Source organism: Paenibacillus sp. sgz302115 (assembly GCF_056120445.1).
In genome coordinates this window covers 1-14,466 of the sequence record NZ_JBVYOK010000039.1, presented here as the reverse complement: position 1 = coordinate 14,466, position 14,466 = coordinate 1, and the positions used below count along the sequence as shown (strand labels likewise).

Here is a 14,466-nt window from a genome sequence, read left to right as displayed (position 1 = left end):
CCCTATGATGAAAGCAGGAACCGAATACTACAAACCTTTTAGGGAGGGTTATGATGAAGCGCAAAGCAAAAGGGCAGGGAAAAGCACGATATTGGCTGTTAACAGGCATTTTGCTGGTGGGAACTCTGCTGGCGGGGTGTTCAAACTCCGGTGGCAATAAAGAGGCCGAACCGGCAAAAACGGGAAGCGATCAAGGAGGCGCAGAACAATCACAGGAGCCTGTAACGCTGAAATTTACGTTCTGGGGCAGTCCGCAGGAGAAGGCGGCGATTGAGAAGGCAACCAAAGCTTTTACGGACAAATACCCGAACATTAAAGTGGATGCGATCCATATCCCGGAGGCGGATTATGATGCCAAGATTACAGCTATGGTGGCCGGCAATGAAGCGCCGGATCTGGGGTATATGCATGGCGAGCTGGCAGACCCGTGGCAGAAGGACGGCAAGTTCGTCAATATGTTCGAGCTGCTGGATAACGATAAAGAGCTGAAGCGCAGTGATTTTCTGGATTATATCTGGTTCAAGTCCTCGGAGGATTTTGCCTATGGAATCAGTACGGCGGGTGAGACCTTCGGTTTATTCTACAACAAGGACCTCTTCGATGCAGCCAAGGTGGATTATCCCCCAGCCAAGCCGGAACAGGCCTGGAGCTGGGATGAATTTGTTGAAGTGGCGAAGAAGCTGACTCTCGATAAGAATGGGAAAAATGCCAGCGATCCCGGTTTTGACCCGAATAATATTAAGCAATATGGTGTTTCCTTCGAGACCTGGCATGGACCTGTCCATGCGACAGTCATTAACAATGAAGGGGAATGGGTGACCAAAGACGGCAAATTCGGGTTCAGCCAGCCGGAAGCAGCGGAAGCGATCCAGCGCCTGGCGGATTTGATCAATGTGCATCATGTAGCTCCTTCGCCGGTGCAGATGAAATCCATCCCTTCCCAGGCGGTTGCGCTGCAATCGAAGCTGGCAGCCATGTCGATGCACGGGCAATGGATCAATCTCGATCTCGGTGCGGCAAAAGTCAACTATGACATAGGTGTGCTTCCGAAGATGAAACGCAGCGTTCCTATGGGCATCAGCGGGGCTTCCGTCATTTATAAGTCAAGCAAGCATCTTAAGGAAGCCTGGCTGCTGACGAAATTTCTGGAGAACCCGGAAGGCGCCATTGATCTGTATAAAGGCGGATTGTGGATGCCTACGATGACCAAATGGTATACCGATCCTGCGCTTGTGGCGAAGTGGGCAGAGAATAATCCGGCTCACCCCTCCGGCTTCAAGGATGCGATGATGAACAATCTGCTGAAGAACGGAGTTCCAAATGGCTCATACTACATTAAAAATTTCTCCAAAGTCAATGCGATTACTTTCTCCGGCATGGATGAGGTGTGGCTTGGCCGGAAAACCGCCCTGGAAGCGATGAAGGAGCTGGAGCCGAAGATCCAGCCGGAAATCAAAGGACGCTATGATGTCACTCCTTGATCCAATAACGAATTCGGCGCAGACCCGTAAGCCCCTCAGGCGCTCCGGCAGCAGGCAGCGGGCGGCCAAGGAGCTGCGTTACGGCCTTCTGTTTGCTTCGCCGCTACTGGCGGGATACCTGCTGTTCGTGCTTGTTCCGATTGCCGCAAGCATATATCTCAGCTTTACCAACTATAGTGTAGGGATGGTGCCGGAATGGATTGGCATCGACAATTATAAGACACTTTTTACCGGTGCTGATCCTTTCTTTTATCCTGCGGTCAAGGCCACCTTCTACTATGTTTTTGTCAGTGTGCCGCTGGGCATTGCAATCTCCTTTTTTGCTGCGCTGCTGCTGAATCAGAAAATTGTGGGCAGAGCTTTTTTCCGCGGAGTGTTCTATCTGCCGGTCATTATTCCGTTAGCCGCTTCTTCAATGGTGTGGATGTGGCTGCTGCAGCCGGATTTCGGCATCGTTAATTACTTGCTGGAGCGGCTGCACCTGCCCACTTCACAATGGCTGGGAGACACAGGCTCGGTAGTTCCGACCTTGATCCTGTTCAGCTTCTGGACACTGGGAAATACCATCGTGATTTTTCTGGCCGGGCTTCAGGGAATCCCTTCCCAGTTGTATGAAGCGATCGAGATCGACGGCGGCAACCGGCTGCATAAGCTGATTTATATTACCATTCCAATGACTTCTTCGATTATCTTTTTCAACACGGTTATTGCGTTTATCAACGGGTTTCAGGCTTTCGTCCAGCCTTCGGTAATGACTCAGGGCGGGCCGAATAATAAAAGCCTTTTTTATGTGCTGTACCTGTTCAATGAAGGGTTCAAGTCCTCCCGGATGGGCAGTGCCAGTGCGATTTCCGTGCTGCTATTTCTGGTGATTGCGCTGTTTACAGCTCTGATCTTCTTCTTCTCCAAATCGTTGGTTTATTACGAAGGAAAGGGGGAACGGCAGTGAAACGGCAATCGTTGATTAGCAAAATCGTCATATATCTGCTGCTTGTTTTGGGGAGCTTGTTTTGCCTGTTTCCTATCTTTTGGATGGTTCGTACGTCACTGATTGATATGGGGGAACTGTATCAGATTCCGCCGGGACTGATTCCGAAGGTATTCAACTGGGATAATTTCCGCACGGCGCTGGACGCCTACCCGTTTGGCCGTTTCTTTGTCAACAGTGTAGTGATTACGTCACTTGCTATCGTGGGCGTGCTGCTCTCCAGCTCATTATGTGCCTACAGCTTTTCACGTATTGACTGGAAAGGGCGAGACAAGGTGTTCGGGGTTATTTTGACCGGACTAATGATTCCCTTCTTCGTAGTCATGATTCCGCAATATGTGTTCTGGAACGCGCTCCACTTGACGGATACCTTCGTTCCGCTGGTAGCACCCGCATGGTTCGGCGGAGGGGTGTTCAATATTTTTCTGCTGAGGCAGTTCTTCCTGGGCATTCCGCGCGAGCTTGACGAAGCGGCCAAGGTGGACGGAGCCGGACATATTCGGATTTATTGGAGGATTATAGTTCCGCTTGCGAAACAGGCGATGATTGTGATTGGCCTGCTGACTTTTTTGGCAAATTGGAATGATTATCTGGGTCCGCTGGCGTTTATCACTTCCGAGAAAAATTACACGTTAATGCAGGGACTGACGTTATTCCAAGGCTCCTATTCGGCCCAGTGGAATCTGATGATGGCGGCGACGACGGTAATTGTTATCCCTTCGCTGGTAATTTTTCTGATTGCGCAGCGGCATTTCATTGAAGGTATTGCGATGACCGGGATCAAAGGCTGATAAGGGGTGAGCAGCTTGTACGATATTTTGCTGGTGGATGATGAACCGGCGCACCTGTCCGGGCTGTCCGGTATGCTGCGCCGCTTGCGCCCGGAATACGGCATTGTCACAGCAAGGAATGGCCGGGAGGCTGCCGATAAATGCAGCACCCGCAGCTTCCAGATCATCATCACCGACATCAGGATGCCGCTCATGGACGGACTGCATTTCCTGGAGCAGCTTGCTCCCCAGTCCACTCCGCGACGGGTCATTTATTTAAGCGGGTACAGCCATTTCGAATATGCGCAAAAGGCGATGAGTCTCGGTTCCTTCGAATATATGCTGAAGCCGCTTGATCCGCTCAAGTTCATTTCGGTGCTGGAGAAGACGGAAAAAAGTCTGGAGCAAGAGTACGCCACCCTGCAGAAATATGAGCGGCTTGCGGTCAGACTGGATGCTGTGGAGCCGGCATACCGTCATCGGCTCCTGAACAGATGGCTCGAAGGAGATCACCTTACGGCAGATGACAAAGCGGAAATCCAAAGTATCCTCGGATTCGGCGGCAGCGGTAGCCTGCTGGTGGTCTGTACGGAAGGGGGAATTTCAACCGATGAGGTTATGAATTTCTTGCGCCCGTATGGTCTGAGTACGGGATTTGCCTCCCGCCTTGAACAGGGCCTGCTGGTTGTGGCGAGCAGTGTACAACCTGACGGAGCTATGCTTCAGAGGCTTGCGCAGCTTGGGCTGACCGTGGGGATCAGCACCCCTTCAGAGCATTTGATTGCAGATGCCGCGAGAGCTTATGCCGAAGCCCGGTATGCGGCCAAGCGCCGCTTCTATGCACAGCCGGGTGAGCAGCGGGTATATTGGGCTGCGGAAGGCGGACTGGATGCCGGGCGGCTGCTGGCCTCCGACTCGCGGATTGCAGGCATGTTATGCGAAGCGGTCGCTTGCTGGGATGGAATTGCCGGGCTTGAATCCGCAGCAGAGGGAGCGGTCTCCCGAATGCTGGGAGAAGCGGCCCCGCCAATGCCGGAGGAGCTGCTGCGGGAAGTCAGGCAGCTTCTGTTCCAGGTGATCTATGACCTGGAGGGCTTACGGGAGGATGTGAGGGGAAGTCTGCTGCAGCAGGCTTCCTGCTTCGCAGATGGCATAAGCAGCTACCCGGAGCTGATTGCGTCCGCTACCGGGCTTTTGGAGAAGATCGCCCGCAGTGTGGCAGAAGCAAAGCGGGAACGGAAGGATGGCGTAATGTCCCGGTGTCTTGATTATATCGACAGCCACTACATGGAAGACCTGTCCCAGGAAACGGTTGCGGCCATGTTTCATTTCAGCTCCAGTTATTTCTGCCAGTATTTCAAAAGCCGGCTCCATATGACCTTCAATCAATATGTGACCAGACTCAGGCTGCTGAAAGCCAAAGAATTGCTGAGAGGTTCAAATGCGAAGGTGTACCGGGTCGCTGAACAGCTTGGGTATCATGATGTGAAGTACTTCAACCGTGTATTCAAGAAAGAAACAGGCCTCACGCCCGAAGAATACCGCTCCTTGAGCCGAAGCAGGAGTGAAAGCAATATCAGTTGAACTAAAAAATCATAAAAAAGGTAGGAGTGCGGAGGGGAAGTTTGGAACTGGAGGAGCGAACGCGTCCGCCTTTGTCTGCGGATTTCAACCGCGAAGAGCGGTAACAATCAAGAAATCTGCAGACAACAGCGGCCGGAAGTCCAAACATTCCCCGCAGTTACGACCAAACCCCAATATGAAAATCTAAAGTTCAACTTATATAATCTGCTCGGACGGATATACAGAGCCTGGAAGGAAGTGTCCATTAGTGACCTTGCCTTTCCGGGCTTCCTTAGGAGGAATTATGGCCGGATACCGATTATTGAACAGTGCAGTGCGTAATTCGTGGAAAAACATGAAGCTGAGAACAAAGCTGATTCTCTGTTTTGTCCTGCTGATTTCGATTCCTTCGGTGACTAACGCCGTTATCAACTATAAGACAAGCTCAAACATCATTGTCAGCAACGCTGAAGACAGCATCCTGGAGATCGTAAGGAAGAAAACCGAGATCAGCGACCTGATGCTGAACAATATCGAATCCAGAACCATCGACCTCATTTCCGACCCGGATTTGTTCACTCTGTTTAACCGGCAGCGGCCGCAAAGTGATTATGAACTGTTGAAAATGGACCGCAAGGCCACGGAAATTCTGAACAAGTACTTCCGCAATGAGCAGGATTTCTATACGGTACAGCTCGTTACCAGCTACTATAGCTTCGGAGGAGGGGCTCCGGCGTACACTACCAATTCTCTCTTTGTATCTGTCCCCCCGCTCGGGTTCTCACACTCCTATATTTACCAAAAGATAGTGGAGGCAAATGGAAGCCTGCTGTGGTTCCCCACATACGACTGGACAAGAATATTCGGCCAGCCGGAGCTTGGCGGAATGGACACCAGATTCCGTATGGTTTTCTCTACAGGACGGCTGCTCAATATCTCTCCGATTATAGACGGCATGAGTCGAAGCTGGCCTCAGGAGGTGGAGCGGCCTGTATTGCTGATTAATTTTAACGAGGAGTATTACCGGCAATTTATGGCCCCGACGGCTGCAGTGCAGGGGTCCTATTTCTATGTCGTATCCAGGGAGGGGCAGATCGTGACCCACCCGGACAACTCATTGCTCGGCATGACGGATGAGAACATGTGGCATCAGCATCAATTTAAGTCTGCTTCCGGCACTTCACTCGTCAAGGCGGGCAAGGAGGATGTATTGATTGGTTATGCTTCTTCCGCCATTACCGGCTGGGTAACCGTATACGTTGTTCCATACCGCCAGTTGCTCCGCAACCTGCCCACCGTCAGCTATACAGATCTGTTGGTTACGCTGGTGCTGCTTCTGTTGTCGGTCGCCATTTCTTATGTGATTTCCAGCCACCTGACGAGGCCGATCAAAAAGATCATGGCGGCGATTCAATTAACCGGAGCCGGTGACTTTTCCACCAAGCTTCCCGACCAGTCGCAATTGGAATTTCGCATTCTCGTCAAGCGTTACAATCAGATGAATGAGCGGATTCTTGAGCTGATAGAGGAAAATTACAAAAGCACCAGACGCGAAAAAGAAGCAGAGATGCTGGCGCTCAACCTCCAGCTAAATCCCCACTTCCTCTACAACACGCTTAACATCATCAATTGGATGGCTCTGGAGCGGGACGAAAATGAAATCAGTCAAATGATTGTCAGCCTCTCCACCATGCTCCAGTACACCGTCAACAACGGACAGGAGGATGTGCTGCTGGAGGATGATCTGAACTGGCTGAAGAGCTACACGCATATTATGGAGAAACGTTATGCTGGAGTTTTGCAGATCCAATATGATGTGGAGGATATGCCTCCCGGGACCGTTGTTCCCAAGCTATTCCTGCAGCCTATTGTTGAGAATGCAATTATCCATAGCATGGAGGCGGTTGAGAATGACGGACAGATTATGATTTCCGGGCGAAAAGCCGGGGAGCGGCTGTATTTCTCGGTCTCGGATAACGGAGTCGGGATGTCCAAAGCGCACATCGAAGCTCTGCTGATCCATGATGCCGGAGGCATTGGGCTGAGAAATATCAAAAAGCGCCTGAAATTGATGTACGGCGATATGGCGGAGCTGCAGATTCAATCAGAGATCGGGGCGGGAACGGTTGTGACTGTAGTGATTCCTTTTTTAGGCCCGTATGATTCCTACCTATTCTCCAAATAACCTGCCTTTTAGCTTAGTGTTTTTTGGCTGTATAATAGATAAGGGCTTGATGAGAACTCGTATAAGTGCAAATATCCTTTTATAATGGTATTCTGAAAGAAATGAGGTGTTCAAGTATGGAAGCCAACAATGATTTAAGGAAGCTCATTAAGTTAACGGGAGAGCGTGCAAAGCTGGACGCGAAGGCAAACGGAACTTATGTTGTCTATAAAGACAAGATGGGCAAATTAGTAAAAGAACATTCTGATGGAATCCAAGAAATTCTAGCGGAAGGTAAGCCGGGATATGTCTGAACCGAAAGCAACGATGTTTGTTTTTGCAGGTAACAATGGCAGTGGTAAAAGTACAATTCGAAATTTGATCATTGATCGAATAGGGGTCAGTGTCAATATTGATCCAGATGCCTTAGCCCGGCGGATCAATCCTATACAACCTGAAACGGCACGGGTATCCGCCGGGAAAGAAGCCATCCATTTAGCTCGTGAGTGCATAAACAATCACCGGGATTTTTCGGTTGAAACGACCTTGTCCGGTGGATACGCGATTCGCCTCATGAAGGAAGCCAAACTTAAGCAGTTTGAAATTACAATGTTTTATGTTGGCCTCGGAGATCCGAATTTGAATATTGAGCGTGTTGCCAGCCGGGTTCGTAATGGAGGACATCATATTCCTACCAAGGATATTTTGCATCGTCATGAATCATCTATGCAGAATCTGCTTGAGCATTTAGATCTGTTGAATGACTTAATTGTTATTGATAACAGTGCTTTAGATGGACAGATCGTTCTTGAATCCAATAATGGTAAACTAAAGTATCAACACCCCAACTTACCGGCTTGGGTCAATCCTATTCAAAATCAGTTGAATGGCATATAACCTGATTCCTCCATGTGTTTAACACATGGAGGAATCAGGTTTTTTGTTTTTATTGACAAACGTACGGTCCCTGACAAGCTATAGAATCATTGATTAAGTATACTGTAAAAATAAGATTCTACTATCGATTGTTTATTTTTTGCTATAATGTATGTAACTGTAAATATGTTTTGGTGAAATGAATAATGTGAGGGATTTAATCACTGTGGATGACAATTTAATTCGAAAAGCGGCGAAAAATTGGAGTTCACTGGTTTGGATACGTCTAAGTCTGGTGTTTTGGATCTTGTCATCGTCAAGTGGACAGCGCGTACCCTACGCAAGATGGGGATAATCTCGGTAAAACAGGATGCTCATTTGCTGTAAGCAGGCGGTATTCCGGACAGCTCTATAACCTGGCAAGAGGGCAATTCTCGAGTATGAATCTCAGGCTTTCGAATGGCTGAATGAGGGATGGATTATGAAGGATCCACGCTTTCATCGGGATGGAATAACTGCTGAACGTATACAATACCGGAAGGGTTAACGTTTATTTCTTTACCTTTAGAATTATGTAGAGCTGGGACGTCAGGAAGAGATGAGGATATGCCTTAAAGGATCTGTCCTTTGCGCAGGATCAGACGAATTCGACAGCGCTCTGGATGAGCAGCGCAAGCTGAAAGTATTCGATTTTTATGGGGGGAGCTTCAGAGCAAGCTAATCATTCTCACACCAAAGTTGCATGAGAAATTCTACCTTGACCGGTTTTCTAAATCTTTTATTGTGTATCATGATCCGATAATACCACTTAGTAAAGTTGTAGGGTTGATTCGAAAGGATTGACTAATTGATTGGTATTTTAATACATTAATTTATATTATAATAGGTTCATAATCAGGACTTTTGTCGCAAAAGGAAGAAGGAAGGACTTTTATGGAAACCAGCGAGAATCAGCGCAGCACTGCTAAACAGAAGCTTATTCAAGTGTTTTCCTATCTGCAGGCTATGCATCAACTGAAACAGCCGGTAATCAAAAGGATTTCCGGACATTTATGGTCGCTATCTTTTTCAGATTTACCGGTTAACCCTAATGTTATCTGTGATTTTATTGGTGAAACAAGCCCTTCTGAGCGTACAGAGGAGCTGATTTCTGATGTTCTGCTAACGGTTAGGAGACCTGATCCAACCCCTTGCCCGAAGCCACCTGAGTTACTGAAGCGCTGGCTGAAACCGGATTGGGAGAAAATTCAGACACAACCGGATAGAGTTGAAAGTCTAGTAAGCTACCGTGAGCAAGAGGACTCCGAGGGATATGAAGCATATCAGGAGCATTTCGATCAGGATGAAGAAAGAGTGCAAATCTGGGAGAAATGGATTGAGGAACGTGATGTGTGGACAAAGAGTGAATGGCCGGTACGACGAACTATTAAGCTATTTGAGGATTTGTACAAGCTCTATTCATGGATTGATCGAGAAAGAGATTCTGTGGAGCTGATGATTGGTGATGGGATATTAGATTGGGAGCTCCAGCCGGAGACCATTCACCACCCGGTTCTGATACAGAAAGTACAATTGTTATTTAATCCCGATATACCCGAATTCACTATTGTTACTTCTGAAGAAGAGCCTAAGTTTCATAGTGCCTTATTCAGGGATACGCTAGAGGTTAGTTCACAATCCATAAAAAAATGTACTGATGATTTATTGGAGGTGCCTTGTTCACCTCTGGGATATGATCGGACGGATAATTATTTGAAAAAGGTGTCAAGCTACTTGTCTGCTAAAGCGGTCTTTGTGCCTTATGGAAGTGAAGCAGCAGCTTTTATTCAGGAGAAGAAGGCAGTGTACATTCGGAGAGAACCTGTGATTTTTCTTCGCAAGCGTACCGCCGGTTTCGATCATGCGATTGAAGAAATTATTAAGGATTTGAATGAAAGAGAAGATCTACCACAGGCAATATCCAGAGTTACGGGAATTGATGTTGGAACTGCACCCCAGGGTGAAAATGCTTTCTCTTATTCTAATCTGAATGTTAATGGAGAGAACGAGGAGATCTTATTCACCAAGGAGGCAAACTCGGAGCAATTGGATATTGCGCTGAAGCTGGGACGGTTTGGTTCAGTTCTGGTACAGGGGCCGCCGGGTACAGGGAAGACACATACCATTGCCAACCTGCTCGGTCATTTTCTGGCTGAAGGAAAAAGTGTGCTCGTAACCAGCCATACCTCCAGAGCACTGAGCGTTCTTCGGGATAAAGTAGCTGGCCCGCTTCAAAACCTGTGCGTTAGTGTATTGGATGATGTCAGCGGACAGAAGCAACTGGAGAACTCCATTGACATCATTACATCGACATTGAGCTCGATGTCGTTGGAGCAGACGGAACAAGACATAGCGGTGCTGGCCGCCAAACGCAATTCTATTTTGGAGCAGATCAAAGCAATTAACCATAGTTTACGAATCTCCAGAGAGAGCGACTATCGGCCGATTGTATTATGGGGTTCTGAATATGATCCTTCCAAAGCGGCGAAAATGATCTCTGCAGGACAGGAAACGCTGGATTTAATTCCCGGGAGGATTGTCGCAGGCCATGCGCTTCCACTTACTCCTTCCGAATTGAATAGCCTATATATCAGCTCAGGAGAGATTACTACAGAGGACGAGAGTGAATTCCAATACCTGTCTATTAAAACAGAAATGCTCATTACCCCTGAAGAATTTAATCTACTTATCCAAGAACATCAGAAGCTGTCAAATACAGATAAAAATAAACATCTGCCTTACTGGACAACAACTAACATGGAAGTACAGCCGAATAAGCTGCATACTGTCCTTGTGCAACTGCGTCAAACGATGCTCATAAGCAACCAAGACGATTGGAAGCTGGAATTAATCTTTGCCAAGGAGAATGAAAGGAACGACTGGTTTGAATTGCTGACTGAGGTAGAGGACTGGTTAGTGTTATACCGTACAGCAAGATCAGCCAGATACAAATATGGATTTGAACATTTGAACGATAGTGATTTGCAGCCTCTACTCCCTGTTCTGAATGAAATAAAGCAGCACTTAGAAAGTGGAGGGAAACTAAATTCGTTTCAACTATTGCTTAAACGACAGTGGAAAAAGGTATGTGAACTCATATTACCGTCCGGTAAAGAGTTGGATGTTGCTTATCTTGATGCTCTGTTGGCGGTCATTGCTTACCAAAACCAACGTACTAAATCGATAACTCGCTGGAAACGACAGGTTACCGATAGAGGCGGTTATGATCTTACCGAATTCGGGTCGCAACCTGAAGAGTATTTGGAGAATATTCAGACGGAAATCCGTGGCCTGTTGGACTGGAGACAATCAAGCTTGAATCCTCTGATAGAGCTTTTGGAAAAAGAAGGGCTTGAATGGAGCAATCTGTTTAAATCCAGGTCGCTCCCAATAGGCAAGCATGCCGAGTGGCTTCATCTTCAGCAATTGATAGAACTAGAGCTTCCAGAAATCGTAGATTCATATATTCATGCAGAGAGATGGAAGATAGTCGATCATCGTATCCAGGAATTGGGGCAAACGGTTCAATCTCTCGCAGATTCCCGTTCGATGTTATCTAATCGACTATATGAAAGCATTGTGAAGCTCAATCAGCAAATGTATGAACAAGCTTATCGTGCCTTAGAGCAATTATGGAGAAAAAGTACTTTAATTCAGCAGAGACAAGAATGGTTGCAGCGGTTAGAGGAAAGTGCTCCCGATTGGGTGCAGGCGGTCAGGTTTAGACAAGGAGTTCATGGTGAAATCCAGGCTCCAAGTGATGCTAAAGAGAGCTGGCTGCTTAAACAATTAGACATGGAACTAGATCAAAGAGCGGCTATCTCTACTCAATCGCTCCAAGAAGAATTAGCGGAAATTCGCAAACAATTTAAAGCCGTTACTCTCCAACTGGTCGAGAAAAAGTCTTGGCTCGCGCTCGCCCGGAAGACTACACTTAAGCAGCAAAATGCTCTCCATGGTTGGAAGCTTTTAATGAAAAAAGCAGGGAAGCGGACCGGAAAATCGGCACCCCATCTTCTTGCTGAGGCTCGTAAGCTTATGCCAATCTGCCAGACTGCTGTTCCGGTTTGGATAATGCCTACTTACAGAGTGGTGGACAGTTTCAATCCTTCCGAGAACCACTTTGATGTAGTTATTGTGGATGAAGCCAGCCAGGCGGATATTATGGCACTGACGGCGCTTTATTTAGGTACACAAATTGTGGTTGTGGGTGATGATGAACAAGTAAGTCCTGAGGCAATAGGACAGCGGATGGAAGAAACGAGAAGGTTGATGGAGACCTATCTGGAAGATATCCCAAATGCTGCTCTGTATGATGGGAGTACTTCTATTTATGATCTGGCCAAAACCTCCTTTGCGGGAATGACTCAGCTTAGGGAACATTTTCGCTGTGTAGAACCGATTATCCAATTCAGTAACAGCTTGTCCTATAATGGTTCAATTCTACCACTTAGAGATGCAAGTGGGGTGGAAACGAAGCCTTACACTATTGAGTACCGCGTAGAGAAAGGAAGCAGGGAAAACAAACGTAATGAGGCAGAAGCAGAGGCTGTCGCTTCGCTTATACTCTCCGCTATTGAGCAGGAAGAGTATAAAAACGCTACCTTTGGGGTAATTACCCTGCTTGGGGAAGAGCAAGCTATTTTTATTGACCAATATTTACAAAAGTATATACCCGCAACGGAATACAAGAGGCGAAAAATACGCTGCGGTAATTCAGCTCAGTTCCAAGGTGATGAACGAGACGTTATTTTTCTGTCTATGGTTGATGCATCAGAAGAATCTGTGCCCCTACGTCTTATTTCAGATCCTGGAAATCGAACGAAAAAACGCTATAATGTTGCCGTCAGTCGAGCCCGTGACCAGTTGTGGCTGGTTCATTCGCTCGATACCTCAACTCAGCTTAAAGAAGGGGATCTGCGGAAACGATTAATTGAGTATATCCGGAATCCTTATGCTGCTGATGAAGCCTTGAAGCAGCACGAATCTGCACTTGAATCCGAGTTCGAGCGACGGGTTATGCGTCGTGTATTGCAGGAAGGCTACAGAGTACTGCCCCAATGGAAAGTGGGAGCCTACCGGATTGATTTGGTCATTGAAGGAGGCGGCAAACGGCTGGCTGTTGAATGCGATGGGGATAGATGGCATCCAGTGGAAAAACTGAAGGAAGATATGGACAGGCAAGCGATACTGGAGAGACTGGGTTGGACCTTCGTGCGGATCAGAGGAGGTGAATTCTTCCGGCAGCCGGAAAGGGCACTGTTGCCATTGTTCCGAAAGTTAGAAGAATTGAATATTCCTCGTGAGCTGCACCTGCAGAAAAAGGGCAAGAACGAGGGAGCATCTAAGGCAAATTCACTTAAAGATACAGTAGTAATTAGGGCGGCACGAATTAGACAAGAATGGCAGGAGCATGAAAAGGAGCTAACTCCCGAAGTTTCCATTCCAACGGAGAACATAGAAGAACTATTAAAGGTCGTTCAGTCAGAAGAAGAGGACGCTGTGGAATTCTTCTTTAGGGAAATTAGTCTAGAGCCGAATCTGACCTACTATTGGACTGAAGAAATGCGGAATGCAGAAGAAGAAAGGGAAGCTGCCTTTGAACAGGAGCTTTCCGTGATGGAAACAGCTGCCGGGATGGAAGTGCATTACTGGAGTGATTCCCGGAATGATGGGGGACAGGAGACTTCGAAAGCATCCGTCTTTAGTTTGACGGGGTATTTGGAAGCTCAAGGCCTCAAATTTCTGGATCTAAGGTACCAGGGTGGTATGCTCTGGGTTATTGAGGATTTAAAGCTGGTCAGACATTTATCAACTCTGAGACAAAACGGCGTAACGTTTACCTATTTGAAAGAGGGGACTTATGACACTCGCTGGAGGGCTGCTTGGTATAGCGAATACAGGGAGGATAGGTGAAATCTCGCATTTTCTGGAGCTGAAGGAGACTTGGTAGGAGTGTAATCACATCAAAATTTTCATTTGAGTTAGATATGCCTATACTATTAGGCATCATGAAATTCTACTAGACGACTGTTTCAGTCGTCTTTTCTGATCACTTCACAAGGACTTAAAACCAAATGTGTCGTATCAATCCTCCTGTTCCTAATGGACCGTAAGGCCTTTATTATCCTGAAAAGGATACATTTTGCCGAGCTAAACATTCCTGTATTCGCTAAGTTTTCGACTTAGACAAAAACAAGGGCGCCTCGTATGATGGGGGTGTAAGGGATCGGAGTCCTAAAAACCCATCAGGAGGCGCTTACTATGAAGTCTACCCGAAACGAGACAATGAATCAACGCATTGAACGAATTACCATGCAGCATGCAGTGGTTGGGATCGACATTGCTAAAGATGCACACGCCGCACAGATCACCGATTTTCGCGGACGTTCGCTCACTCCCCGTCACCTGTCTTTCTCTAACACGCTGTACGGCTTTGAGAAGCTTTTGCGCTGGGTAAACGAAGCTCAAATGAAGTATGGACTGACGTCCCTTCTCATCGGCCTGGAGCCCACCGGTCATTACTGGTTTAACCTCGCGAATTGGCTGCTTCAGCAAGGGATCGAGGTCGTGTTGGTGAATCCG

At 47.4% G+C, this 14,466-nt stretch carries 9 protein-coding genes; all 9 read left to right on the top strand.

Going from position 1 to position 14,466, the window contains the following annotated elements; translation table 11 throughout:
* Nucleotides 1-53: 53 nt before the first annotated feature.
* Nucleotides 54-1,481, top strand: a complete 1,428-nt coding sequence (locus AC0LWN_RS31820; protein ID WP_474672481.1) for an ABC transporter substrate-binding protein — start codon at nucleotides 54-56, stop codon at nucleotides 1,479-1,481.
* Nucleotides 1,468-2,430, top strand: a complete 963-nt coding sequence (locus tag AC0LWN_RS31815; protein ID WP_474672501.1) for a carbohydrate ABC transporter permease — start codon at nucleotides 1,468-1,470, stop codon at nucleotides 2,428-2,430. The genes AC0LWN_RS31820 and AC0LWN_RS31815 overlap by 14 nt, the downstream gene beginning before the upstream one ends.
* Complete coding sequence (locus AC0LWN_RS31810; protein WP_458963977.1) at nucleotides 2,427-3,260, top strand: carbohydrate ABC transporter permease; 834 nt, start codon at nucleotides 2,427-2,429, stop codon at nucleotides 3,258-3,260. The genes AC0LWN_RS31815 and AC0LWN_RS31810 overlap by 4 nt, the downstream gene beginning before the upstream one ends.
* 15 nt (nucleotides 3,261-3,275) lie before the next feature.
* A complete protein-coding gene (locus AC0LWN_RS31805) occupies nucleotides 3,276-4,823 on the top strand; it encodes a helix-turn-helix domain-containing protein (protein WP_474672479.1) in 1,548 nt (515 codons plus the stop codon).
* 283 nt (nucleotides 4,824-5,106) lie between these two features.
* Nucleotides 5,107-6,987, top strand: a complete 1,881-nt coding sequence (locus AC0LWN_RS31800) for a sensor histidine kinase (protein ID WP_474672477.1) — start codon at nucleotides 5,107-5,109, stop codon at nucleotides 6,985-6,987.
* A 116-nt stretch (nucleotides 6,988-7,103) separates the two neighbouring features.
* Nucleotides 7,104-7,280: a hypothetical protein gene (locus AC0LWN_RS31795; RefSeq protein WP_474672475.1), complete on the top strand. Its 177-nt coding sequence runs from the start codon at nucleotides 7,104-7,106 to the stop codon at nucleotides 7,278-7,280.
* Nucleotides 7,273-7,863, top strand: a complete 591-nt coding sequence (locus AC0LWN_RS31790; protein ID WP_474672473.1) for an ATPase — start codon at nucleotides 7,273-7,275, stop codon at nucleotides 7,861-7,863. The genes AC0LWN_RS31795 and AC0LWN_RS31790 overlap by 8 nt, the downstream gene beginning before the upstream one ends.
* A 912-nt stretch (nucleotides 7,864-8,775) precedes the next feature.
* Nucleotides 8,776-13,797, top strand: coding sequence for an AAA domain-containing protein (locus AC0LWN_RS31785; RefSeq protein WP_474672471.1), 5,022 nt, complete (start codon nucleotides 8,776-8,778; stop codon nucleotides 13,795-13,797).
* 348 nt (nucleotides 13,798-14,145) lie between these two features.
* Nucleotides 14,146-14,466 (top strand): IS110 family transposase (locus AC0LWN_RS31780; RefSeq protein WP_474672469.1); only part of this gene is annotated, 321 nt, incomplete at its 3' end.